19 protein-coding genes and 2 tRNA genes are annotated in these 23,092 nt (G+C 65.7%); 13 read left to right on the top strand and 8 right to left on the bottom strand.

Features of this window, described 5'->3' with window-relative positions:
• Positions 1–13: 13 nt before the first annotated feature.
• Positions 14–1,909 (bottom strand): phosphoenolpyruvate carboxykinase (GTP), encoded by a 1,896-nt coding sequence (locus ABFX29_RS12975; protein WP_152228924.1) that lies wholly within the window; start codon positions 1,907–1,909, stop codon positions 14–16.
• Positions 1,910–2,213: 304 nt separating this feature from the next.
• Here ABFX29_RS12975 and ABFX29_RS12970 point away from each other — a divergent pair.
• Together ABFX29_RS12970 and ABFX29_RS12965 are read left to right on the top strand one after the other, a co-directional pair.
• Positions 2,214–2,289: transfer RNA gene (locus ABFX29_RS12970), tRNA-Arg, on the top strand.
• Between the two features lie 120 nt (positions 2,290–2,409).
• The gene (locus ABFX29_RS12965) at positions 2,410–3,834 is read left to right on the top strand and encodes a dihydrolipoyl dehydrogenase family protein (RefSeq protein WP_152228925.1); all 1,425 of its coding nucleotides are present in this window, start codon (positions 2,410–2,412) and stop codon (positions 3,832–3,834) included.
• Here ABFX29_RS12965 and ABFX29_RS12960 read toward each other — a convergent pair whose 3' ends face one another.
• The 3 genes from ABFX29_RS12960 to upp form a co-directional block, all read right to left on the bottom strand.
• Complete coding sequence (locus tag ABFX29_RS12960) at positions 3,835–4,362, bottom strand: SixA phosphatase family protein (RefSeq protein WP_152228926.1); 528 nt, start codon at positions 4,360–4,362, stop codon at positions 3,835–3,837.
• A 155-nt stretch (positions 4,363–4,517) separates the two neighbouring features.
• Entirely contained in the window at positions 4,518–5,372 is an 855-nt protein-coding gene (locus ABFX29_RS12955; protein WP_152228927.1) for a winged helix-turn-helix domain-containing protein, read from the bottom strand.
• 511 nt (positions 5,373–5,883) lie between these two features.
• Positions 5,884–6,519 carry a uracil phosphoribosyltransferase gene (gene upp, locus ABFX29_RS12950; RefSeq protein ID WP_091608242.1) on the bottom strand — a complete coding sequence of 212 codons (636 nt, stop codon included), beginning with the start codon at positions 6,517–6,519 and terminating at the stop codon, positions 5,884–5,886.
• Between the two features lie 79 nt (positions 6,520–6,598).
• On the opposite strand from upp, the gene tadA reads away from it, so the two are divergent.
• The 3 genes from tadA (at position 6,599) to ABFX29_RS12935 (ending at position 7,806) form a co-directional block, all read left to right on the top strand.
• Positions 6,599–7,093, top strand: a complete 495-nt coding sequence (tadA, locus tag ABFX29_RS12945; RefSeq protein ID WP_152228928.1) for a tRNA adenosine(34) deaminase TadA — start codon at positions 6,599–6,601, stop codon at positions 7,091–7,093.
• Between the two features lie 49 nt (positions 7,094–7,142).
• Entirely contained in the window at positions 7,143–7,631 is a 489-nt protein-coding gene (locus tag ABFX29_RS12940) for a pyridoxamine 5'-phosphate oxidase family protein (protein WP_152228939.1), read from the top strand.
• 85 nt (positions 7,632–7,716) lie between these two features.
• A tRNA-Ser gene (locus ABFX29_RS12935) sits at positions 7,717–7,806 on the top strand.
• Between the two features lie 58 nt (positions 7,807–7,864).
• Here ABFX29_RS12935 and ABFX29_RS12930 read toward each other — a convergent pair.
• Entirely contained in the window at positions 7,865–8,881 is a 1,017-nt protein-coding gene (locus ABFX29_RS12930) for a DUF808 domain-containing protein (protein ID WP_152228940.1), read from the bottom strand.
• A gap of 153 nt (positions 8,882–9,034) precedes the next feature.
• Between ABFX29_RS12930 and ABFX29_RS12925 the strand changes: the two genes are divergently transcribed.
• On the top strand, positions 9,035–9,382 hold the full coding sequence (locus ABFX29_RS12925) for a DUF1905 domain-containing protein (protein ID WP_152228941.1): 348 nt from the start codon (positions 9,035–9,037) through the stop codon (positions 9,380–9,382).
• Positions 9,379–9,654: a hypothetical protein gene (locus ABFX29_RS12920; protein ID WP_152228942.1), complete on the top strand. Its 276-nt coding sequence runs from the start codon at positions 9,379–9,381 to the stop codon at positions 9,652–9,654. Before ABFX29_RS12925 ends, ABFX29_RS12920 begins: the two co-directional genes overlap by 4 nt.
• A gap of 14 nt (positions 9,655–9,668) precedes the next feature.
• Here the strand turns inward: ABFX29_RS12920 and ABFX29_RS12915 are convergent, their stop codons facing one another.
• On the bottom strand, positions 9,669–10,550 hold the full coding sequence (locus ABFX29_RS12915) for a patatin-like phospholipase family protein (RefSeq protein WP_152228943.1): 882 nt from the start codon (positions 10,548–10,550) through the stop codon (positions 9,669–9,671).
• A 116-nt stretch (positions 10,551–10,666) separates the two neighbouring features.
• On the opposite strand from ABFX29_RS12915, the gene rlmH reads away from it, so the two are divergent.
• The 3 genes from rlmH (at position 10,667) to putP (ending at position 13,550) form a co-directional block, all read left to right on the top strand.
• Entirely contained in the window at positions 10,667–11,122 is a 456-nt protein-coding gene (gene rlmH, locus ABFX29_RS12910; protein WP_152228944.1) for a 23S rRNA (pseudouridine(1915)-N(3))-methyltransferase RlmH, read from the top strand.
• An 87-nt stretch (positions 11,123–11,209) separates the two neighbouring features.
• Positions 11,210–11,854, top strand: a complete 645-nt coding sequence (locus ABFX29_RS12905; protein ID WP_170287791.1) for a DUF4232 domain-containing protein — start codon at positions 11,210–11,212, stop codon at positions 11,852–11,854.
• Positions 11,855–12,047: 193 nt separating this feature from the next.
• The gene (putP, locus tag ABFX29_RS12900; protein WP_152228946.1) at positions 12,048–13,550 is read left to right on the top strand and encodes a sodium/proline symporter PutP; all 1,503 of its coding nucleotides are present in this window, start codon (positions 12,048–12,050) and stop codon (positions 13,548–13,550) included.
• An 86-nt stretch (positions 13,551–13,636) separates the two neighbouring features.
• Here putP and ABFX29_RS12895 read toward each other — a convergent pair whose 3' ends face one another.
• Positions 13,637–14,134 (bottom strand): hypothetical protein, encoded by a 498-nt coding sequence (locus ABFX29_RS12895; protein ID WP_152228947.1) that lies wholly within the window; start codon positions 14,132–14,134, stop codon positions 13,637–13,639.
• Between the two features lie 196 nt (positions 14,135–14,330).
• Here ABFX29_RS12895 and ABFX29_RS12890 point away from each other — a divergent pair, with 196 nt between their 5' ends.
• The 3 genes from ABFX29_RS12890 to ABFX29_RS16655 all read left to right on the top strand — a co-directional run bounded on the left by ABFX29_RS12890 (position 14,331) and on the right by ABFX29_RS16655 (position 22,060).
• On the top strand, positions 14,331–19,181 hold the full coding sequence (locus tag ABFX29_RS12890; protein WP_152228948.1) for an ATP-dependent helicase: 4,851 nt from the start codon (positions 14,331–14,333) through the stop codon (positions 19,179–19,181).
• A 26-nt stretch (positions 19,182–19,207) separates the two neighbouring features.
• On the top strand, positions 19,208–20,014 hold the full coding sequence (locus ABFX29_RS12885; protein WP_152228949.1) for a DNA-formamidopyrimidine glycosylase family protein: 807 nt from the start codon (positions 19,208–19,210) through the stop codon (positions 20,012–20,014).
• Between the two features lie 561 nt (positions 20,015–20,575).
• Positions 20,576–22,060, top strand: a complete 1,485-nt coding sequence (locus ABFX29_RS16655) for an HNH endonuclease signature motif containing protein (RefSeq protein WP_152228950.1) — start codon at positions 20,576–20,578, stop codon at positions 22,058–22,060.
• A 431-nt stretch (positions 22,061–22,491) separates the two neighbouring features.
• Here ABFX29_RS16655 and ABFX29_RS12880 read toward each other — a convergent pair whose 3' ends face one another.
• The gene (locus ABFX29_RS12880) at positions 22,492–23,085 is read right to left on the bottom strand and encodes a hypothetical protein (protein WP_152228951.1); all 594 of its coding nucleotides are present in this window, start codon (positions 23,083–23,085) and stop codon (positions 22,492–22,494) included.
• Positions 23,086–23,092: the final 7 nt, after the last annotated feature.

Raw genomic sequence — 23,092 nt, 5'->3', positions numbered from 1 at the left:
TGCTTTTTTGGCTTTACTTCGCGGCCGCGAAGCGCTCCTTGAGTTCGGCCAGCTTGGCCGAGAGCTCTTCGGGCAGGGAATCACCGAAGCGGGCGTACCATTCGTCGATGCCGGCCAGCTCGGTCTCCCACTCGGCCGGGTCCACGCGCACTGCGGCTTCGACGTCGGCCGGGGTCATGTCCAGGCCCTTGAGGTCGATCGAGTTCCCGGTGGGCACAAAGCCGATCGGGGTTTCGACGGCGTCGGCCTTTCCTTCGAGGCGCTCGATGACCCACTTGAGCACACGCGAGTTCTCGCCGAAGCCGGGCCAGGCGAAACCACCGTCGGCCGTGCGGCGGAACCAGTTCACCAGGAAGATCTGCGGCAGCTTCTCCTGGTTCGCGGTGCCGCTGAGGGTGATCCAGTGCTTGAGGTAGTCACCTGCGTCGTAACCGATGAACGGCAGCATGGCCATCGGATCGCGGCGGACCACGCCGACGGCGCCGGCAGCGGCGGCCGTGGTTTCCGAGGAAAGCGTTGAGCCCATGAAGATGCCGCTGGTCCAGTCCCGTGCCTGGGTGACCAGGGGAACAGTGGTCTTGCGGCGGCCGCCGAAGAGGATCGCGGAGACGGGCACGCCGTTCGGGGAATGGTATTCCTCGGCCAGCATGTCGATCTGGTCGATCGGAGTGCAGAAACGGGAGTTCGGGTGCGCCGCCGGAGTGCCAGCTTCCGGAGTCCAGTCGTTTCCGCGCCAGTCCGTCAGGTGCGCCGGCGTCTCGTCGGTCATGCCTTCCCACCAGACACCGCCGTCGTCGGTCAGTGCCACGTTGGTGAAGATGGAGTTGCCCTTGGCAATGGCACGCATCGCGTTGGGGTTGGTGCTCCAGCCGGTGCCCGGGGCGACGCCGAAGAGGCCTGCCTCCGGGTTGGTGGCACGGAGTTCCCCGTCGCGGCCGAAGCGCAGCCAGGTGATGTCGTCGCCGAGGGTCTCGACCTTCCAGCCTTCGACCGTGGGATCGAGAAGCGCCAGGTTGGTCTTGCCGCAGGCCGAGGGGAACGCAGCCGAGACGTAGTAGTCCTTCTTTTCCGGGCTGGTGAGCTTCAGGATGAGCATGTGCTCGGCCAGCCAGCCCTCGTCCCGGGCCATGACCGATGCGATGCGCAGGGCGTAGCACTTCTTGCCAAGCAGTGCGTTGCCTCCGTAGCCGGAGCCGTAGGAGTAGATGGAGCGGTCTTCGGGGAAGTGGACAATCCACTTCTCCTCGTTGCAGGGCCAGGAAACGTCTTCCTGGCCCTCTTCCAGCGGTGCGCCGACGGAGTGGAGGGCGGGGACGAAGAAAGCATCCAGCTCCTCCATCTTCCGCAGCACGTCGGTGCCGATGCGCGCCATGATGCGCATGGACGCCACAACGTAGGCGCTGTCGGTGATTTCGACGCCGAACTTCGGATCCTCGGCATCGAGGTGGCCCATCACGAACGGAATCACGTACATGGTGCGTCCGCGCATTGAACCGGCGAAGAGCCCGTTCAGCTTGGTGCGCATCTGCGCCGGGTCCATCCAGTTGTTGGTGAAGCCGGCGTCTTCTTCCTTCTCGGAGCAGATGAAGGTCTGCTCCTCCACACGGGCTACGTCCTTGGGGTCGGAAAACGCCGCGAAGGAGTTGGGGAAGGTTTCAGGGTTCAGGCGGATCAGGGTCCCGGCCTCGACCAGTTCATCGGTGAGCGCCTTGTTCTCCGCCTCGGAGCCGTCGACCCAATACACTTCGGCGGGCTGCGTCAGCTCGGCCACTTCCTGGACCCAGGCAAGCAGGGCACTGTGGGTGGTGGGCGCCTCATTGGAGGCCCCCCGGATCTTGCTGTCCTGCAACTGGCTAGGAGCAGCGTTGCCGCTCTCATCGAGAACTAGCTGACGCGCGTCATCGCCCATGACTCTTCCCTTCGTTGGGTCACTGGTGTTTTTTGATGCTATTTCCAACCTCCGGGGCTTCAACGGCGGAAAGATGTTACCTATGTGGCGTGCGACTCCAAGTTTGCCTAGATTTCAGGGGTAGTTTGGCTTTTGACACCCTGTTGTGTGACGAAGGTCATATAGACCGGTCTAGTTTTTCGCCGTAACGGAACTCGATTGGCGTTCTCCCAGGAACCCCGCTATAGTTATCTACGGCCAAACAGCCACGGAAGAACTTGAAAGAAGCAGGGGAAACCCCGCAACTTCCAGAATATTCCAGAATGCGTGCGTAGCTCAACGGATAGAGCATCTGACTACGGATCAGAAGGTTGGGGGTTCGAATCCCTTCGCGCGCACCACTGAAGAACCCCGCCTGACCAGGTAAAGCCCGGTCCGGCGGGGTTTTTTGCTGTCCGGGAGCAGGCATCGCAGCTGCGGCCCACTTGCCCGCCGCCGCTGGGGCTGAAAAGCTCGGCGTCATGACTGAATCCCTGGAAACAGATGTAGTTGTCCTCGGCGCCGGGGCTGCGGGGGAGAATGCCGCCGGCCGGGTGGTCGGCGCCGGACTGGAGTCGATCATCGTGGAGTCGGCACTGGTGGGCGGAGAGTGCTCCTACTGGGCCTGCATGCCGTCCAAGGCGCTGCTTCGCCCCGGCACCGTGCTGGCGGAGGCCCGGGCGGTTGACGGCACGCGCGAAGCAGTCTCGGGCAGCCTGGACGTCCCTGCCGTCCTGCGGCGCCGCGATTCCTTCACCTCCGACTGGGACGATGCTTCCCAGGTGCAGTGGGTCAAGGACACCGGCATTGGGCTGGTCCGCGGCCGGGCGCGCCTGACCGCGGAACGCACCGTGGAAATAACGGACGACGCCGGAACCCGGGTGAGCATCACGGCGCGCCACGCCGTCGTGCTCGCCACCGGCTCGGTTCCCATTGAACCGCCGGTGGAAGGACTGGCGGACGTGCAGTACTGGGGCACCCGGGAAGCTACATCCTCCGATGAGGTACCCGGGCGGCTCCTTGTCCTGGGCGCCGGTGTTGCCGGCACTGAACTTGCCCAGGCATATGCCCGGCTTGGCTCTAAAGTGTCAGTTGTGGCCCGGCACGGCGTCCTGGATTCAGTTCCGTCCCCGGCTGCCAAGCTGGTTGTGGAGGCCTTGGAGGCTGACGGCGTCGACATTTACGGCAATACCTCTCCGGAGCGGATCTTTGCGGACACGTCCGGCGCTATTGTCATGGAGTTGCCCGGAGGCGGGCGCCTTACCGGTGACCGGCTGCTCGTCTCGACTGGGCGACGCCCCGCACTGGAGGGACTGGGGCTGGAACAATTCGGACTGGATCCTGCCGCGCTCCGGACGGATGACTCCGGACTGGTTGCCGGCGCCGGCACCTGGCTGTACGCCGTGGGCGACGCGGCAGGGAAGGTCCTGCTGACCCATCAGGGCAAGTACGAGGCGCGTGCCGCCGGCTCCGCGATAGCAGCGCGTGCCCGGGACGAGATTGGCTTTGGTGAACCGCCGCCCTACAGCCGGTTCGCTGCGACCGCAGACCGTACGGCGGTTCCCCAGGTCGTGTTCACGGATCCCGAAGTCGCCATGGTTGGCCTCAGCCCCAAGGACGCGGCCGCTCAGGGCATCCGGGTGAGCGAAACGTCCCTGCCGTTGAGCGTGGCAGGCTCCGCCCTGTTCGCCGACGGGTACAGCGGGTGGGCCCAGATGGTGGTGGACGAGGACCGCGGTGTCCCCGTGGGGTTCACCTTCGCCGGACCGGGGGTCGCAGAACTGCTGCACGCTGCCACGATCGCAGTCACCGGCGAAGTGCCCCTGGACCGGCTGTGGCATGCCGTTCCGGCGTACCCGACCATCAGCGAGGTCTGGCTGCGCCTGTTGGAGAAGTACGGGCTGTAGCTAGCCCCGTGGAACCACGAAATCGGTGATGCGGGCGTCACGTCCGTCCAGCTCCGCCCACGGCACCTCCACCTGCATGACGGTCAGCCCGGAGGTCGGGTAGTGCGTGGCCATTTCCATGACAGCTTCCTCGTCCGAGGTCACGGAGGCCAGCCGCATGGCGACCTCCTGCACACCCGGCATATGCGCGATGACCAGCAGGCTGGTGACGGTCTCGGGAACGTGGTTGATGACGCTGAGGATCGCGGATGCCGAGGCGTCATACAGCCTGTCCTCCAGCTTGGCCGTGGGAGCCTTCTCCCCCAGCTCATCACAGACCCAGGTGCAGGTCTGCCTGGTCCGCAGTGCGGAGGAGCAGAGGATGAAGTCCGGAACGGCATCGTTCTCCCGCATCCAGATCCCGGCCTGCGGGGCGTCGCGGTGGCCGCGTCCGGAGAGCGGCCTTTCATGGTCCGAGGTGACCTCACGCGGCCAGTCTGCTTTGGCATGCCGCAGCAGCATCAGTTTTTTCAGGTGGTGGCCGCTCATGGGCCAAGTCTATCGGCGCGCAGGTTGCCCATCCCGCCGGCCCTGCTCCCGGAACAGCAGGCCAACCCGCGCAACATTCTGCCGGGATAGCAGAAAGTGCTGGCCTGAGAGCTCAAACCAGCACTTTCTGCTATCTGGATGCGGTGGAGCAGCAGCTAGATGCTGTACTCCGGCGCTGCCCAGACAACAACTTCAGGGTGTTCGTAGAAGCGGTAGCCCTGGCCGCGGACAGTGCGTACGGTATTGGCCAGCCGGCCAAGCTTGGAACGCAGGCGGCGGATGTGGACGTCGATGGTCCGCTCGTTGGGCACTTCCTCGGCATTGCGCCACAGCCCGGAGAGCAGTTCTTCGCGGCCCACGGTCCGGGAAGCGTTCTCCACGAGATAGTTCAGCAGTTCGAATTCCTTGAACGTGAGGTTCAGGGTCTCACCGTCGAGGTGCACCTCGCGGCGCGACAGGTCAATCAGGACGCCGGACGGCCGCGGAGCGCTCTGCTGGACGGACGACGGGGAGGAGGCCTCCTGGCGCGGGGCCCGGTTGACTGTAGGGTCGCCCAGCGCCTGGCGGACGACGTCGATGTCCGATCCGGACGCACCCGACGGCGCCAGCGCAACGGCCGCGTGGCTTTGTGCACCCGGGACCAGCGTCTGTACATGGGCGCGGATTTCCTGCGCGAGTTTGGTCAGTGTTGTCCCGCTGGCAGCCGCTGTGTCTTCATCGAGGCCGACGTAGATCACGAAGCCGCGGGCAACTGTGTCGCTGCCGACCGCCTGGGGTCCGGGAGTTCCAGACGCGGCGACCACCGGAGTGGGAGAGGTTAGGGGCATTCCCTCGTTAAGGGGGGAGCGCGGGGATCGGATCCCGGTGGGAACCACCTGGCCGGGGAACTGCTGTCCCGCGGCGGGCGCCCCGAACTGGCGGGGGAACCCGGCCGGACGTGCAGGCATTCCTGCTGCCCGGCTCTGGGCATTGCGGAGGGAGATGTGGACGTACCCGGATGCTACTGACATTTTGGGACCTCAGTGGTGAATTGCCGTCTGCACGGCACTATGCAGGGAGTGTGCCCAAGGGAGTGGCGCGGGTTTGCGCCCATCGGATGGACTGGTGTGTTGCCTGGGATGGGGGGTGGTTTTCCTAGGCCTGCATTCGACGACAGCAGCTCTTCCCGCCGGCATTGCTGCCCGAAAGAAGATCTGCGACACATGCTGTCGTGTGGATGTTCACGTTACGGATTATTGCATGTAACAAAGCCCTACGCACAAGTAACAATGGTGCTGATGTCTCACATCGTGGACCCTGACGGTCCGATTGTGATTGAACTCACCATATTATGCGCAGTCTCAATGACCCGCTTGGTATTCCCCAATCGGAATAAATCCCGGATTTACAAGGACTTTTTCTGCTTTGCGTGGTTAACGACGAAGGCGGCTCGTAAGCAGGCTTACGAACCGCCGGAAGTCAAGCGTTACCTAAATAGTCCACATAGTGAGACTTAGCGTGGGGTTTTGGCCCCGTTCGAGGCTAGTGGACAACCCCGTAGAGGCGGTCTCCAGCATCTCCCAAGCCAGGCACGATATAGGCCTTTTCATCGAGCCGCTCATCAATGGAGGCCAGGACAATGGTGACATTGGCGTCAGCCAGCTCCTCCTCCAGCACACTGAGGCCTTCCGGAGCTCCCAGGAGGCAGATGCACACGATCTCCGCCGCACCGCGGTTGAAGAGGAACTTGATGGCTTCGCGCAGGGTGCCGCCGGTGGCAAGCATCGGATCCAGGACAAAGACCTGGCGGCCGGTCAGGTCATCCGGCAGGCGCTCGGCGTATGTGATGGCTTCCAGGGTCTCCTCGTTGCGGGCCATGCCCAGGAAACCCACCTCGGCAGTGGGAACCAGCCGCGTCATACCTTCGAGCATGCCCAGCCCGGCGCGCAGGATGGGAACCACCAGCGGCGTGGGCTTCACTAGCCCGGTGCCGATGGTCGAGGTGACGGGGGTTTCGATATTGACGGGCTCAACCCGGACATTGCGGGTGGCTTCGTACGCCAGCAGGGTCACGAGTTCTTCAGTCAGGAGCCGGAAGACGGGGGAAGGGGTGTCCTTGTCCCGGAGTACCGTCAGTTTGTGGGCTACGAGGGGATGATCCACTACTAGTACGCGCATGGTTCCAAACTACCATCGAGGCATCTCCGCACCCCCTCGGATTTGCAGGCCTCGTACGTGAATAGGGGACCATGGCCATATGGAATCGCCCACAGTCGCACAAGAGGCCTGGATGGGCCTTGCCCTGGAGCAGGCGCGCGCCGCCCTGGACACCGCCGACGTCCCCATTGGCGCCGTCGTCGTAGGTCCTGACGGAACCATCCTCGGAACCGGCCGGAACGAACGGGAGGCGACCGGAGATCCCACCGCCCATGCCGAGGTCGTGGCCATCCGCGAGGCCGCCGCAGCACTGGGTGAGTGGCGGCTGGAAGGGTGCACCCTGGTCGTCACCCTCGAACCCTGCGCCATGTGTGCGGGGGCGATCGTGCTCGCCCGCATTCCGCGGGTGGTGTTCGGCGCCTGGGACGAAAAGGCCGGCGCGTCCGGGTCGGTGTTTGAGATCCTCCGGGAGCCGCGGCTCAACCACTGGGTCGAGGTGTTCCCCGGCATTCGGGAAGAAGAGTGCGCCGGGCTGCTGCGGGAGTTTTTCGGCTCACGGCGTACGCTGCGCGGTTCACAGGGCACACAACCATAAGTAGGCTTGCTTTTATTNCCCCCCGCGAACCCACCAGCGAGGAGCAGGCATGACATCGGAGCACCAAGAAGGCGTAGACCGCGTAGTCAAGATTCTTGAACACGCGAAGATCGGCAACCTGACAACCGTCGACCTCCAAGGCAACCTGGTGAGCCGGCCGCTGGCACTGCAGGAAACCGATTCGGAGGGCAACCTCTGGTTCTTCACCCAGGACCCCTCCCCCAAGGCTGACGAAATCCGTGCCAATCCGCATGTGAACGTGGCCGTAGAGGACAAGGAGGGCTACCTCTCGGTCAGTGGACGCGCCGAGATCAGCCACGACCAGGAGAAGATCCAGGAACTCTGGAACGCTTCGGCGTCAGCCTGGTTTGAGCAGGGCCGGGAAGATCCATCGATCGCCCTGATCAAGGTCAACAGCGACACTGCCGAGTACTGGGTGTCGGACGAGCCCAAGATCGCCACCTTCTTCAAGATCGGCAAGAGTGCCGTGACGGGCGATACCCCGAATGTCGGCAAGAACGACGTCGTCGATCTCTAGTCTGCACGTGCGCCCCGGGCCCCGAATGCGGCGGGTCCGGGGCGTTTTGGGGCTGGGGCCAAACACCCGGTAAGGTTGTTCCGTTGGTGACGTGTCCGAGCGGCCGAAGGTGCAACACTCGAAATGTTGTTTGGTGTAAAAGCCAACGTGGGTTCAAATCCCACCGTCACCGCCATTGAGAAAGACCCCGTTTCCCCTGTAAATCAAGGGAACCGGGGTCTTTTCCCTTAACGCTAGCCCGCCTCGGTATCCGTCTTCTTCGGCCGGTGCCCGGCGAGCGCGGCCCGGGTATCACCCGGTTCCGACCCGTTCTTCTTGCCGAACGGCAGCACCTTCTTCACCAGGAACAGGACGCCCATGACCACCAGGCCCCAGGCCAGTCCGGCAACCGCCGAGCAAAGGGTGTTCACGAGCCAGCCGAGGAAGCCTCCCACAACAGCCAGCTCGGCCACGGGATGCTCCAGGACATGCACCAGGTCATAGGGTGCGTGCCAGCCCAGGTCCGAAGCACCCACCAGCATGATGTGCCCGCCTACCCAGAGCATGGCGATGGTTCCCACAAAAGTGATTGCTGCCAGCACTGACGGCATGCCCTTGACCAGCAGTCCGCCGACCCGCTTGGAACCAGCCGAGTCCTTGCCGGCCAGGTGCAGCCCGATGTCGTCCATCTTCACGATCAGCGCCACGGCACCGTAGACGAGCACCGTAATCGCGATCGCGACGACCACCAGGATTACGGCGCGGACCCAGATCGAAGAGTCGGCCACCTCGTTCATGGCGATGACCATGATCTCGCAGGACAGGATGAAGTCAGTGGTGACAGCACCCTTGACCACCTTGGACTCGGCGTCGGGCCCCCGTTCAACTGCCGGTTCCTTCTTCGCCTCATGGTGGCCGAAGAACTTGTGCCACACCTTCTCGGCACCCTCGTAACAGAGGTAGGTGCCGCCAAGCATCAGGATGAACGGAATGACGCCGGGGATGAAGGCACTGATCAGCAGCAGTGCAGGCAGGATGATGAGCAGCTTGTTGCGCAGCGAACCCCAGAAGATCTTTTTGATCATCGGCAGTTCACGCGAGGGGTCCGCACCTGAAACGTACTGCGGTGTCACCGCGGCGTCGTCAATAACGACGCCGGCGGCCTTCGCTCCCGCCTTCGCGGCGCCTGCTGCGATGTCATCCACCGAGGCGGCCGCTATGCGGGCCAGGGCAGCGACGTCGTCCAGCAGGGCGACGAGTCCGCCGCTCACTGCCCGCCGCCGTGCCGGGTGGGGACGGACAGGTATTCAAAGGAGGCGCCCTTCAGGCGCGGAAATGCCATACCGGGATTATAGGTCCGCGGGACCGGCATTGCGGTGCCGTTTCCGTTGCCGCGCCAGCCTCTGGGCCGTAGGTTTCTCCGCATGGACACATCGTTCACGGCAGAGGTGTTTGAATGGCGCGGCCCGGCACCGTTCTACTGGGTCCTCCTGCCGGTGGACGCTGCCGACTATGTCCGGGCGCAAGCCGCCGAAGCTACCTACGGATGGGGTGCCATTCCCGTCCTGGCACGGATCGGAGCCACGGAATGGGAGACCTCGCTGCTTCCCCGCAGCGGTTCGTATGCGCTGCCGCTGCGGAAGGACGTCCGCAGGAAAGAGAACATTGGCGACGGCGCTGCCGTGGCGGTCGCGCTCACCGTGGCACCCCGCGAGGGCCGGACTGCGAGCGGCCCGGGACCGGCAGTGCAGGTAATGAAGGAGGACAGATGAGCGTACGGATTCTGCGGGCGGACGGCCCGGTGGAGGAGCACGACGACGAAGAGGATGGCACACGCTACGCCTACCAGGTGGCGCCCGGCGGAGTACTTCTGGTCATGGAATGCCCCGACGACGGAAAGTGGCTTGTACGCAAGGAAGTCTCGGCCAACCGCTGGAACGAGGTCTCCGGCCGCCGCTTCATTGGCGATGTGACCGGCCTCGGCGGAATCGAGGGCGGCAAGGCCGACGGGCGGCCCAAGTCCACGAAACTCCCCCCGCCGTAGTGACCCGGCGGGCCTCAGGCAGTCCAGAAGTCCCGCAGGGCCGCGGCCGCTTCCGTGCCCTGGCGCCGTCCGGCCGCCGACGCCGGGATCCGGGTGGAGCGCAGCAGCGGATTCGCGCCGAAATCACGCAGGGCGGCTTCATCAGCCTCCACCACGAACGTGGAGCTGTGCTGCTGCAGCTTGGCCAGGGCCTGCGGAAGGCTGGGTCCGAACGGGCTTACCGGCGCTTCCGGGCCGCAGGCCAGCACCAGCACCTTCCCGTACCCCTCGGCGACGTCTGCATTGGTGGCTGAGCGCATTCCGCCGTCCATATAGGGCCGGCCCAGGATCGTGACCGGAGGCCACACCGTGGGCACCGCACAGCTGGCCGCGACCGCCCGGGCCAGTTCGACGTCGGACGTTGCGTCCAGGACGGTGAACGCCCCGTCCTGTGCATCCACCACCGCAATCCCAAACGGCTTGTCCGGCCACTCGGGCTGCGGCAGCAGCGAACGGATGCTGGAAACCCATTCCCCCTCGGTCATCACTGCCGGAGTTGTGCGCGCCAGCTGGCCTACCCGCGCCCGTGCCGCCTTCTCATCGCCGTCGCCGCGCCCCGCAGTGGCTGTGAGCTCGATGAACGCCTCGCTGCTGAAGCCACTGGGGTCCTGGTACGGCACATCCGTTCCCTGCGCAGCCAGTGCCTGCTCCGCGTCGTCGAGCTGTGCCGCCAGGACCTGGGGAAGGAGTCCCGCGCGGAGCGCGGCTCCCACCATGGAACCTGCAGAAGTCCCCACCACGAGGTCTGCCGCATTGAGGTCTATGCCCTCCTCCAGCAGCGCCGCCAGCACTCCCATCTCCCACTCGATCCCCGCCACTCCCCCGCCGCCGAGTACAACAGCCCGTGTTTGACTCATGCTGCGCTCTCCATTCGTTGACGGCTCCACTGCCCGGGAGTCTAGACCTGCGGACCGTTCAGAGGCAGCCGCGCAGTGTGTTTCTGCCCTGGCTGCCACCGGTATTCAATAGAGTCATGGCATTACGCGTTCTGATGGTTGGCCGCAAGCACGAGGACTGGGTGGTTGACGGGATCCGCCGCTACGAAAAGCGGCTGAAGAAGCCCTTTGACCTGTCCTGGGTTTCAATTCCGCACTCCGCCCGGGAGAACGACGCCGCACGCAGGGAGGAATCGGAGCGGCTGCTGGCCAAGCTCGGCAGCGACTACGTGATCCTGCTCGATGAGCGCGGAAAGGCCATCACCTCTCCCCAGCTCGCCAAAACACTGCAGAAGCCGCTGGATAATTCGCGCAACGTCACGCTGATCATCGGCGGTGCCTACGGGGTGGATCAAAGCGTGCATGACCGCGCGGACTTCGTCTGGTCCCTGTCTCCGCTCGTCTTCCCCCACCAGCTGGTGCGGCTCATCCTGGCGGAGCAGGTCTACCGCGCCCAGGAAATCTCTGCGGGGCGTCCGTACCACCACGAATAAGGTTCCCCTCCGTAACAATTCGGTGTGCTTTCGGACGGCCCCGCGATGCGGTTTGACCACGTCACGCCGCAGGTTCAGGGTGAACCCATGAGAACCAAGGTTTCAGCTTCCCCCTCCCTCGTTTTTGCCGGGCTGCTCACGGCCGGCCTGTTGCTGACGGGCTGCGCCGGCAGCAACAACGCAGAGGAGACAGCCTCACCGACGCCTTCCGCAAGCAGCAAGGCCAGCACGACGGCGAGCGCACCGGCAAGCAGCTCAGCCAGCGCAACGTCCGCACCGCAGGCTCCGGCTCCGGGACCTGCCGACGGCGTGGCACTGTGCACGGCAGACAAGCTCTCCGCGGCAGTGGAAGACACGGCAGGCGGCGGTGCTGCCGGCAGCGCCTACCGCACCCTGGTGCTCACGAATACCTCCGGGCAGCCCTGTTCGACGGCGGGCTACGCCGGTGTCAGCTACATCGATGCCGCCGGCAAGCAGGTGGGTGCCGCAGCGGAACGTTCCACCGGCACACCGGAGAGCGTCATCACCCTTGAACCGGGACAATCCGCAGGGGCCGTGCTGCGTGAGACAAGGCCGGAGAACTACGGTGATTCCTGCGGGCTCACCCCGGTGGCCGGACTGCGGATCTACCCGCCGGAAGACACAGCCTGGCTGGATGTAGCCCGACCCGGCAACGGCTGCAGCAGCGAGGAAATCATGCTGCTGGGCATCGACCGGTTCCAGGCCCGCTAGCCTCATAAACCCGCTTGTTTCCGGGCATGCCGCCACGCAGGAATGCTGTTTTGCGGCCGATATGCAAATTCGCGGCCGGGTAAACGCCTTGGCATACTAATGGTCACTTGTGGCCTGCGCCACCGTTTCTTTCCGTGCCCGCAGGCCATCTGGAACCTGACCAACGTGATACGGAACTGACCGGAACGGCTGCATGACTGACGAAACGTACAAGCTGATTGCCCTGGCCATTTACATGGCCGCCATGCTGGGAATCGGGTGGTGGGCGTACCGCCGCACCTCCAACCTGGATGACTACATGCTGGCCGGGCGGGGGCTCAAGCCAGGTGTCGCAGCACTTAGCGCAGGTGCCTCGGATATGTCCGGGTGGCTGCTGATGGGCCTGCCCGGCGCAATCTACCTCTCCGGCCTCACCGAGGCCTGGATCGCCGTCGGACTGACCGTCGGTGCGTGGCTGAACTGGAAGTTCGTCGCCCCAAGGCTCCGCACCTACACCCTCGTGGCCAACAACTCGATCACCGTGCCGAGCTTCTTCGAGAACCGGCTCAAGGACCGCACCCGCCTGCTCCGCGTGGTTTCCGGTGTCATCATCCTGGTCTTCTTCACCTTCTACGTTTCCTCCGGCATGGTGGCCGGAGGAGTGTTCTTTGAGAGCTCGTTCGGTTCCAGCTACACCACCGGCATGCTCATCGTTGGCGGCGTGACTATTGCGTACACCCTCTTTGGCGGGTTCCTGGGTGCCAGCTACACGGACGTTGTGCAGGGCATGATGATGCTCATCGCGCTGGTGGCCGTTCCGGTTGTTGGCATCTTCCTGGTGGGCGGGCCGTCCGGCATGGCTGAGTCGCTGCGCGAGATCGACCCGAGCATGCTCAACCCGGTTGCCGGTACGACGGCGCTGGCCGTGATCTCGGCACTCGCCTGGGGCCTGGGCTACTTTGGGCAGCCACACATCATCGTCCGCTTTATGGCCCTGCGCTCCCCCGCCGACGCCGTTGCCGGCCGCCGCATCGGCGTGGGCTGGATGCTGCTGAGCGTTCTTGGTGCCGTGTTCACGGCCCTGGTCGGCGCGGCTTATTTCCAGCAGAATGACCTGACCCTCAGCGATCCCGAGGCCGTGTTCCTGAGCATGGCGCAGGCCCTGTTCCACCCGCTGGTTGCCGGGTTTGTCCTCGCGGCAGTGCTGGCCGCCATTATGAGCACCATTTCCTCCCAGCTGATCGTCACGTCCTCCGCCCTGGTGGAGGACCTGTACAAGATCGTGGTCAAGAAGGACGCGTCCCAGCGCATGCTGGTGATGCTTGGCCGCGGCGCGGTGCTGGTGGTCTCCGTGGTCTCCATCCTCCTGGCCCTGGACCGCAGCAACTCGATCCTGGACCTGGTGGGCTTTGCGTGGGCCGGCTTTGGAGCTGCCTTCGGTCCCACCATCCTGCTGTGCCTGTTCTGGCGCCGCCTCACCACGGCCGGCGCCCTGACCGGCATGGCCGCCGGTGCCGTCACCGCGTTCGCATGGGGCAGCTCGGAACTCTCCTCCACCCTGTACGAGATCATCCCGGGCTTCGCCGTCAACCTGGTCCTCGCCGTCGTCGTCAGCCTGCTGACCCGTGCTCCGGCCGGCCTTGATTCGGACTTCGATGAGGCACGGGATCTGGCGCGCCGCGGCGCCAAAGAGCCGGAAGCCGTTCCGGCCCGCTGACCCAGCGCCGTCCCCTCCAAACAGCCGTCCCCACCAAGCGAAATGACAGTTAGGGCTGCTTAGAACGCTCTAACCAGCCCTAACTGTCATGTCGATGCGTCTTCGTCGTCATCCTCTTCGTGCTGCTCGGGCGGAATCTCCGTGAGGACCATCGTCCTGCCCCGGTAAATTACCCGCCATTCATACCGCTGCTTCCAGCTGCCGCGGGTCACGAGGCGTTCCCGCCCGATGCCTGCGTACGGCGCGTACCACTCCAGCTCCCAGCCGGCCCGCAGCGCGGCCAGGGCAGCTTCCACTTCCGGGAAGGCCCGGTGCCGGGCTTTCTCCAGGCGTTTGCGGAAGAAGTTCTCCGGAATCCAGAGTACGAATCCCAGAACAAGGCAGCCCGCCAAAAGGTATCCGACTGCGTTGGCGGCCTGCGCGGGCAGCAGGGCTTCGAAGGGCAGCACCAGGAGCAGAGGCAGGAGGAGCCCCCAGGACGTGAGCATGAGCATCTGGGTCGCTGCCAGCCTGCGCTGTTCCCGGACCAGCCGCGCAATGGCAGGGCTGGAAATCTCGACTGAGCGAAGCGTCCCGCCGTCCATATTCCCCCGGTTTCCAGCGCCGCCTATGCGGACGGGCTGCAGATAAGTGCGGCAGTTCGTGCACGCCTTCCCAAGATACGTGGAAATCGTTAGGGGTGAGCCCGAGCTGGGGTGCGCCGGGCTGCGGCATTTAGCCTGGAGCCGAACGGCCGGATGAGTGCCCCGGATTGTCAGTGCGGTGGTGAACAATGGGTGCATGACGTCGGCAGGCTCGGTGCTCCAGAAGTTCACCCCCGCCACCCGGGACTGGTTCACGGGGGCATTCACCGAGCCGACACCTGCCCAGATAGGCGCCTGGGACGCCGTCTCGGAGGGTTCGAATGCCCTGGTCATCGCTCCCACCGGGTCGGGCAAGACCCTGGCCGCTTTCCTTTGGTCCCTGGACCGCTTTATTGCCGACGCCGCCAACTCTTCCAGGCAGGATCCTGAACCCGCGGCTGCCTCCGGACGCGGGCGTTCGCGGGTGCCAAAGCGCAAGACGAAAGTCCTCTACATCTCCCCGCTGAAGGCATTGGGCGTGGATGTGGAGCGGAACCTGCGCGCTCCGCTGATCGGCATCACGCAGACGGCCAAACGCCTGGGCCTGCCGGCGCCGTCCACTACGGTGGGGGTGCGCTCCGGTGACACTCCGCAGAATGAACGCCGTGCCCTGCTGACCAGGCCGCCGGACATCCTGATCACCACTCCGGAATCCCTGTTCCTTATGCTCACCTCGCAGGCCCGGGAAACCCTGTCCGAGGTGGACACCGTGATTGTGGATGAAGTCCACGCCGTGGCCGGCACCAAGCGCGGAGCCCATCTGGCGGTTTCGCTTGCCCGGCTGGACGCCATGCTGGACAAGCCCGTGCAGCGCATCGGACTTTCCGCCACGGTTGAACCGCAGGAGACGGTGGCCCGGTTCCTGGGCGGCAACGCGCCAGTGCGGATTGTCTCTCCCCAGTCGCGGAAGAACTGGAACCTGACCGTCACCGTCCCGGTGGAGGACATGACGGACCTGGGACAGGCCCCGGCTGAGGACACTGTGGAGGGCGGGTTCGCTCCGCAGGCCAGCATCTGGCCGCATGTGGAGGAGAAGATCGCGGATCTGATCGAGGCCAACCGCTCCACCATTGTCTTTGCCAACTCCCGGCGCCTCGCCGAGCGGCTCACTGCCCGGCTCAACGAAATCCACGCCTACCGGCTCGAAGCGGCACAGGCTGCCACCGGGACGGACGGCGCCCCGGTCCCGGCCGTTCCCGCCGGCCGCGCCCCGGCGCAGCTGATGGCTCAGGCGGGAGTCTCAATCCGCGCACGTCAGGAGGACATCGCCGTCGACGACGACGCTCCCGTCCTGGCGCGCGCCCACCATGGTTCAGTGTCCAAGGACCAGCGGGCCATGATCGAGGATGACCTGAAGTCCGGGCGGCTTCGGTGCGTCGTGGCGACCAGTTCCCTTGAGCTGGGCATCGACATGGGCGCCGTGGACCTGGTGGTCCAGGTGGAATCGCCGCCGTCCGTGGCCAGCGGACTGCAGCGCGTGGGCCGTGCCGGGCACCAGGTCGGTGAAATTTCCCAGGGCGTCATGTTCCCCAAGCACCGCGGCGACCTGCTGAACTCCGCCGTCACGGTGGAACGGATGCTCGCCGGGCAAATTGAACCGCTCTTTATCCCGGCCAATCCGCTGGACATCCTGGCCCAGCAGACCGTGGCAGCTGCCGCACTGGGGAGCATCGATGTGGAGGAGTGGTTCGACGTCGTGCGCAGCTCCGCGCCGTTCGCCGGGCTGCCGCGCTCCGCTTTTGAAGCCACCCTGGACCTGCTCTCCGGCCGCTACCCGTCCGATGAGTTCGCGGAGCTGCGGCCGCGCATCATCTGGGACCGGAACGAGAACACGATTACCGGACGCCCCGGTGCGCAGCGCCTTGCCGTGACCTCCGGCGGCACCATTCCGGACCGCGGCCTGTTCGGGGTGTACCTGGTGGGTGATTCAGAGGGCAAGAACAGCCGCCGGGTCGGGGAACTCGACGAGGAGATGGTCTACGAATCCCGGGTGGGGGACATTTTCGCGCTCGGTGCCACCAGCTGGCGGATCGAGGACATCACCCACGACCGGGTCCTGGTCTCCCCCGCCTTCGGGCAGCCGGGAAAGCTCCCCTTCTGGCGCGGTGATTCCCAGGGCCGTCCGGTTGAATTGGGCCGCGCACTGGGCAAGTTCGTCCGCGAAATGTCAGGCACGGGCGAGACGGAAGCGCGGGAGCGGCTCGCCGCCGTCGGGCTGGATGAGTGGGCGTCGGGGAACCTGATGGCATACCTGCGCGAGCAGCAGCAGGCCACCGAGGTGGTGCCCAGCGACAGAACCCTGGTGATCGAACGGTTCCACGATGAACTGGGCGACTGGCGGGTAGTCCTGCACAGCCCATTCGGCATGCCGGTCCACGCTCCGTGGGCGCTGGCGGTCGGTGCCCGGCTGCAGCAGCGCTACGGCCTGGACGGCTCCGCGATGGCGTCCGACGACGGCATTGTGCTGCGGGTGCCGCTGATGGAAGACGAACCGCCCGGAGCGGAGCTGTTCCTGTTCGAACCGGACGAACTCGAGACGATCGTCACCGCTGAGGTGGGCGGTTCGGCGCTGTTCGCCTCCCGGTTCCGTGAGTGCGCGGCCCGGGCCCTGCTGCTGCCGCGGCAAAACCCTGCCAAGCGCACCCCTCTCTGGCAGCAGCGCCAGCGCTCCGCCCAGCTGCTGGACGTGGCCCGCAAGTTCCCCACGTTCCCCATCGTGCTGGAAACAGTGCGGGAATGCCTGCAGGACGTCTACGATCTTCCGGCACTCAAGGACCTTGCCGCCGCCGTCGAGCGCCGCGAGATCCGCCTCGTGGAAACCACCACGCCGCAGCCGTCTCCGTTCGCCCGGTCACTGCTTTTTGGCTACGTGGGAGCGTTCCTCTACGAGGGCGATTCCCCGCTGGCAGAGCGCCGCGCGGCTGCCCTGTCCCTGGACCCGACGCTGCTGAATGAGCTGCTGGGCCGGGCCGAGCTGCGCGAGCTGCTGGACGCCAGGATCATCGCGCAGACCGAAGCCGAGCTTCAGCGCCTGGCACCGGATCGGCGGGCCCGCGGGCTGGAAGGGGTCGCTGACCTGCTGCGCCTGCTGGGGCCGCTGACTGCCGCGGAGGTTGCTGCCCGGCTGGAGCCGGTTACCCCTCCGACCGGCACCGAGCCGGGTTCCGATACCGCCGAGCACGCGACGGAAGCCGACGCCGAGCAGCTGCTGCGTGAACTGGTGCGGGCAAACCGTGCCCTGCAGGCCGGAATCGCCGGAACCCAGCGTTATGCCGCGATCGAGGACGCTGCTCGGCTGCGTGATGCCCTTGGCGTTCCGCTGCCCATGGGTGTGCCGCTGGCGTTCATCGAACCGGTCCCCGATCCGCTTGGCGACCTGGTGGGACGCTATGCCCGCACCCACGGTCCCTTCACGGCAGCGGAGGCGGCCGCCCGGCTGGGACTCGGCGTCGCCGTCGTCACCACCACCCTGCAGCGGCTGGCAGGTGAGGGCCGGGTTGCCGAGGGCGAGTTCCGCCCCACGGAGGCGCAGGTGCTGGATGCGGCGTCGGGCGTGGATGAGTCCCCTGCGGCAGTCATCACGATGCCCGGCGTTCCGGCCGGCTCGGAGTGGTGCGACGCGGAGGTGCTGCGTCGCCTGCGGCGCCGGTCCCTGGCGGCGCTGCGCTCCGACGTCGAGCCCGTGGATCCGCCCACCTATGCACGTTTCCTGCCGGTGTGGCAGAACGTGGGGTCCTCGCTGCGGGGGCTCGACGGCGTCGCTACGGTGATCGACCAGCTCTCCGGCGTGCCAATCCCGGCATCCGCCTGGGAGCCGCTGATCCTCGGAACGCGGGTGCGGGACTATGCGCCGGCCATGCTGGACGAGCTCACCGCGACCGGTGAAGTTATCTGGTCCGGCACCGGGTCGCTGCCGGGGAATGACGGCTGGATTTCGCTGCATCTTGCGGAGAATGCAGCGCTGACCCTAAACCCCGACCCGGACTTTGTACCGTCGGAGCTGCAGTCCCGCCTGCTGGACCTGCTGTCCGGTTCCGGTGCGTACTTTTTCCGGCAGCTCGCCGAGGCAGTGAACAGTGCACCGCTCCAGGACGGGAGCGCGCTCCTTCCCGATTCGGAGATCATCACTGCCCTGTGGGAGCTCGTGTGGGCGGGCAGGATCACCAATGACACCTTCACGCCGGTGCGGTCCCTGCTCTCCGGCGGAAAGACCGCCCACAAGCAGCGTGCCTCGACGCCCCGGGCACGCACCGCCCGGCTGGGGCGGATGGGACGCGGTTCGCTGAGCAGTTCTTCGCTGAGGCTTGCCGGTGGGCAGGATCTTCCGGCTCGTGGTCCGCAGCCGCTGGTCGCCGGGCGCTGGAGCCTGCTGCCTGCGGTGGAAACTGACACCACTGTCCACGCCCACGCCACGGCTGAGCTGCTGATGGACCGCTACGGTGTGGTGACGCGTGGGTCCGTGGCCAGCGAGGGTGTTCCCGGCGGGTTTGGCCTGCTGTACAAAGTGCTGGCCCGTCTGGAGGAGATGGGCCGCTGCCGCCGCGGTTACTTCATTGAGCAGCTGGGTGCGGCCCAGTTCGCGGTTCCAGCGACCGTTGACCGGCTGCGCTCGTTCTCACGGGAGAACCAACTCGCCGTTCCCGCTCCCGAGGCGGTGGCGCTTGCCGCAACGGATCCGGCGAACCCGTACGGTGCGGCCCTGCCCTGGCCGGCGTCCGACGGCGGCCACCGCCCCGGCCGCAAAGCGGGGGCTTTGGTGGTGATGGTCGACGGGGAGTTGGTGCTGTACGTGGAGCGCGGCGGCAAGACCCTGCTGACCTACACGGACGACCCCGAGATCCTGCTGCTTGCCGGGGCCGCACTGGTGGGAATTATCCGCCGTGGTGCCGCCGAGAAGATGGCGGTGGAGAAGGCCAACGGTGTCGACGTGCTGGACACTCCGGTGGCCACGGCTCTGCTGGCTGCCGGGTTCTATTCGACGCCGAAGGGGCTGCGCTACCGTGTTTGAGGTTTGTGCCGGGCCGGAGGTGTGCAGTGCCTGAGGGGGATACCGTCTGGCGTGCTGCCCGCGGACTTCACGCTGCGCTGGCCGGCGCTGAACTGACGCGGACCGATTTCCGGGTGCCCCGGTTTGCCACTGCCGATCTCAGCGGACGAACGGTTGAAGAGGTGGTTTCCCGGGGAAAACACTTGCTGATCCGGGTTTCTCCGGGCCCCGGTGAGACTGAAGGCTGGAGCATCCACTCGCATTTGAAGATGGAAGGGCTGTGGCATGTCTACGGCCGCGGCGAGCGCTGGCGCCGTCCGGCGTTCAAGGCACGGGCCGTGCTTGAGACGTCGCAGAAACAGGCAGTGGGGTTCGAGCTGGGGATCCTTCGTGTCTTCCCCCGCAGCGGCGAAGAGGAAGCGGTTGGGTACCTCGGCCCTGATCTGCTGGGTCCGGACTGGGATGCTGCGGAGGCTCTTCGCCGGTTGGGCTCGGTGCCGGACCGTCCAGTTGGGCTGGCGCTGCTCGACCAGCGGAACCTGGCAGGAATCGGCAACGTCTACCGCTGTGAATTGTGTTTCCTCGTCGGTGTCCATCCGCTCACTCCTGTGGGGGAGGTTCCGGATCTGGAACGGCTCGTCGCTCTGTCGAAGCGGTTGCTCGAAGCCAACAAGACCCGGTCCCGGCGTATCACCACAGGTTTGGCCGGACGGGATCCCCTCTGGGTCTATAACCGGGAGAAGCGCGGCTGCCTGCGCTGCGGAACCAAAGTGGTTCACGAGCTTGTCGGGGATACCGAGCTGGAACTGCGGGACCTGTACTACTGTCCCCACTGCCAGCCACCCATGGGCTGAACTGGATTTGATGCCGCCAGTGCTGGCGGGCCCGGCGGGCGCTGTGGTCGGCGGGCCGGCGCGGTGGCTGGCCCGGCGGGCTGGTGCCCCGTATTGCCGGCCCCCACCAGCCGGTTCAGCTGGGCCAGGCTGGGTGGCCGGGCGCCGTGGCTGGTCGTCGGGCCGGGCGGGGTGGGGGGGTCTGGAGGGCCGGCGCCGTGGCTGGGTGGCGCTGTGACCGCGGTCTGACCGAGGTGCAGGTGGCGTTCCCCTGGATGGTCTCCCGCCCGTCGGTTGCGTCCGGCGGGCCGGCGCGGTGCTGCCAGCGCTGCCCGGCTGGCAGCCCGGTGGGCCGGCGCGGTGTGGGGCTCGCGCCCAGCTGAGCTTTGGCGGCGCCCGACTGGCGTGGGCTGAGCCCGACAGAGAGCGTTGCTACGGGCGGGTCGCGTATTTCCCCGTGCTCATTCCACTCATCTCATGACTGTTCCTCCCCATAGCCGGAGACGCCCGCCCGCCGCGGAGGTTGTCCACACGTGAGTTGTTTTCACTTCGTTGCTGGTCATTTAGCGGAAAGCTAGTCCCATGAGACGCGGCAGCAGCAGAAAACCGGAGGACGAACCCGGCGTCCCGTCCGCCCCAGAGTCCTTGGCGTTTATGGATGCCTTCACCGTCGCCGAGACCGCAGACGATGCGCCGCGGCGGGCCAACGCTCGGCCCGATGTCGGGACGGCTACTGGATCCCTCCCGGCGCCGGGCTTCCGAGGCCGTGTTGAACTGGCCCAGGCAGATGCCATGTCCGCTGCAGACACCGTTCGGGTCCTGAAGCAGCTGGCTGCGCTTATCGCCTGGGCTCAAGCTCAGCAGGCGCTTGTGATCCATCGGATCGAAACTGGTCTCCGCCGCGACATTGAGCAGAGCCTTGGGCCAGTGGCGGGGTCAGTTGCCCTGTCCGCTGCGGCTGCGGAGGTTGGTGCTGCCCTCAACGTTCCCCACATGAGTGCCTTGGCTCTGGTAAGCGAAGCGACCACCCTCTGTACTGTCAACCGGTCCACCCACGCCCAACTCTCTCAGGGAGCCATTAGTTACCGGCACGCGCAGCGGATCATGGAAGAGGTGCAGTCCGTGCCGGCAGACCACGCTCCCCGCTTCGAGTTCGAACTCATCCAGCTGGCCCAAGGACGCACCTGCGCACAGTTCACAGCGAGGGCACGCAGGCTTCGGGAGTCACGCTGGCCAGAGACCATAAGCGTGCGCCACCGGCAGGCGCTCGAACTGAGGCGCGTGAGCCTGGACCCTAAGCCCGACGGCATGGCCGAGCTTTCAGCTCTAGTCGCTGCTGAGAAAGGCCAGGCGATTTACAACTCCCTGACAGCCTCCGCACGTGCTGCGCGTTCGGCAGGGGACGTTCGGACGCTGGACCAGCTCCGAACCGATGTGTTCACCTCCTTGATGCTCCCCGACCCGTCGTCTCCGGTTCTGCCGTTATCCCCCGGAGCCCAATCTCCCGCACCTTCCTGCGAAGATCTCACGGGAGTGCGGGCGGAGATCATGGTGCTCATCGATGCCGACACCATTCTTGGGGTAAACGACAAACCGGCGGAGTTGAACGGATATGGGCCAATCAGCGCGGACGCTGCACGCAGACTCGCACGCCAGGCGCTGCATTGGACAGGACTTGTGAGAGACAGCTCGTCCGGAGAGATCCTTGCTGTAGGCCGGCGTCGGAAGGTGCCCGCTGGGTTGAAACGCTGGCTGCAGGCCAGGGATGGAACGTGCAGATTTCCAGGGTGCCGGGTTAGTGCTTTCCGGACAGAAATCGACCACACCGTCCCTTGGAGCCGTGGCGGAGCCACCGAGCACGGCAATCTTGAAAACCTGTGCCCCAAACACCACCGGCTGAAGTCTCTTGGGTTATGGAAAGCACGCCAGCCCCGCCCAGGAAAGATGGAGTGGGTGTCTCCACTGGGGTCCAGGTACAGCACCGCGCCCCAGCTGCACTATGCCGCCTTCCCCCGAGTCGCCTCGTCCCGGTCCCCTTCAGAAGACGCCGAGCCGCCGCCGTTTTAGCCGCGAGGTCGTCGGTCGTCGGTCGATTGGCACGTTAGCTGACGAGACGGTCCGCCGGTGAGGCTGTCTGTCGGTCGGCCGGTTGGCCGGTTGGCCGGTTGGCACGTGAGCCGGTCCGCCGGTGAGGCCGTATCCGTCGGTCGGCCGGTTGGCCGGTTGGCACGTGAGCCGGTCCGCCGGTGAGGCCGTATCCGTCGGTCGGCCGGTTGGCCGGTTGGCCGGTTGGCACGTGAGCCGGTCCGCCGGTGAGGCTGTCTGTCGGTCGTCGGCCGGTTGGCTGACAAGTCCGCCCATCGGTCCATCGGCGGGGGCCGCCGGGTCCTGGGTTCTAGGTATCGCAGGGTTCGAGGTATCGCAGGTTCGAGGGCTCACGGTCCGGCAGCCCTTGCATCGGTCCGGCAGCCCTAGGGTTCCTGGGACTCCCTGCCGGCTTACGGGGTCAGAGTGAGGGTGGCCTTCGCCTCGTGCGGCCCTCCACAGCGGGCAGTTCCACCAACGCGTTTCCAATCGAGTTCGGCTTCCTGGCTTGCCAGGACCTGGCCAGTCTCCGAGGATGCCCGGAGCTGAACAGTTTCGGGGATCTGCATCGATGTCGTGACCTTCCAGCCAGTCTCAAACTTCACAACCGATACGGCGTTCACGTTCACCACCGGGCTCTCCTGCCCTGGAGTATCAGTGCCGCCACCGGAATAACAGGAACCGTCAAAGCAGACTTCCAACCGTTCGACAACTGCGGAACCGGGGCCGATGACCTCAATCTCCAGCTCGTCAACCCAGCCGATTGCAGTACAGGCGTTCCCGCACCCGGTCAGCGGAACCACTATCGTGAACAGGCCTGCGGCAAGAACCCACTTCGAGGCGGTACGAGTCCTGCTTCCAATGTGCCGAAGGTTGGCTCCATCCCCACTCCCCGCAGCATGACGACGCATAGCCCGTCCCCGCCGGACCTGCACTTCAACATTGGCTTCCTCCACCACGGCCACCTCCCCTTCGGCTTTGTTCCCGCGGGGCCTGCACTTCAACATTGATCCC

This window comes from Arthrobacter gandavensis (assembly GCF_039528575.1).
GTDB lineage: Bacteria > Actinomycetota > Actinomycetes > Actinomycetales > Micrococcaceae > Arthrobacter_B > Arthrobacter_B citreus_B.
The sequence above is the reverse complement of the archived record's forward strand: the minus strand, read 5'-3'. Positions and strand labels throughout refer to the sequence as shown.

Bases quoted from the DNA above. Each gene is read 5' to 3' on its own strand.
- ABFX29_RS12890 (WP_152228948.1), top strand. From the start codon at position 14,331: ATGACGTCGGCAGGCTCGGTGCTCCAGAAGTTCACCCCCGCCACCCGG.
- tadA (WP_152228928.1), top strand. From the start codon at position 6,599: ATGGAATCGCCCACAGTCGCACAAGAGGCCTGGATGGGCCTTGCCCTG.
- ABFX29_RS16655 (WP_152228950.1), top strand. From the start codon at position 20,576: ATGAGACGCGGCAGCAGCAGAAAACCGGAGGACGAACCCGGCGTCCCG.
- rlmH (WP_152228944.1), top strand. From the start codon at position 10,667: ATGGCATTACGCGTTCTGATGGTTGGCCGCAAGCACGAGGACTGGGTG.
- ABFX29_RS12965 (WP_152228925.1), top strand. From the start codon at position 2,410: ATGACTGAATCCCTGGAAACAGATGTAGTTGTCCTCGGCGCCGGGGCT.
- ABFX29_RS12920 (WP_152228942.1), top strand. From the start codon at position 9,379: ATGAGCGTACGGATTCTGCGGGCGGACGGCCCGGTGGAGGAGCACGAC.
- ABFX29_RS12940 (WP_152228939.1), top strand. From the start codon at position 7,143: ATGACATCGGAGCACCAAGAAGGCGTAGACCGCGTAGTCAAGATTCTT.
- ABFX29_RS12955 (WP_152228927.1), bottom strand. From the start codon at position 5,372: ATGTCAGTAGCATCCGGGTACGTCCACATCTCCCTCCGCAATGCCCAG.
- ABFX29_RS12905 (WP_170287791.1), top strand. From the start codon at position 11,210: ATGAGAACCAAGGTTTCAGCTTCCCCCTCCCTCGTTTTTGCCGGGCTG.
- ABFX29_RS12925 (WP_152228941.1), top strand. From the start codon at position 9,035: ATGGACACATCGTTCACGGCAGAGGTGTTTGAATGGCGCGGCCCGGCA.
- ABFX29_RS12975 (WP_152228924.1), bottom strand. From the start codon at position 1,909: ATGGGCGATGACGCGCGTCAGCTAGTTCTCGATGAGAGCGGCAACGCT.
- ABFX29_RS12960 (WP_152228926.1), bottom strand. From the start codon at position 4,362: ATGAGCGGCCACCACCTGAAAAAACTGATGCTGCTGCGGCATGCCAAA.
- ABFX29_RS12895 (WP_152228947.1), bottom strand. From the start codon at position 14,134: ATGGACGGCGGGACGCTTCGCTCAGTCGAGATTTCCAGCCCTGCCATT.
- putP (WP_152228946.1), top strand. From the start codon at position 12,048: ATGACTGACGAAACGTACAAGCTGATTGCCCTGGCCATTTACATGGCC.
- upp (WP_091608242.1), bottom strand. From the start codon at position 6,519: ATGCGCGTACTAGTAGTGGATCATCCCCTCGTAGCCCACAAACTGACG.
- ABFX29_RS12880 (WP_152228951.1), bottom strand. From the start codon at position 23,085: ATGTTGAAGTGCAGGCCCCGCGGGAACAAAGCCGAAGGGGAGGTGGCC.
- ABFX29_RS12915 (WP_152228943.1), bottom strand. From the start codon at position 10,550: ATGAGTCAAACACGGGCTGTTGTACTCGGCGGCGGGGGAGTGGCGGGG.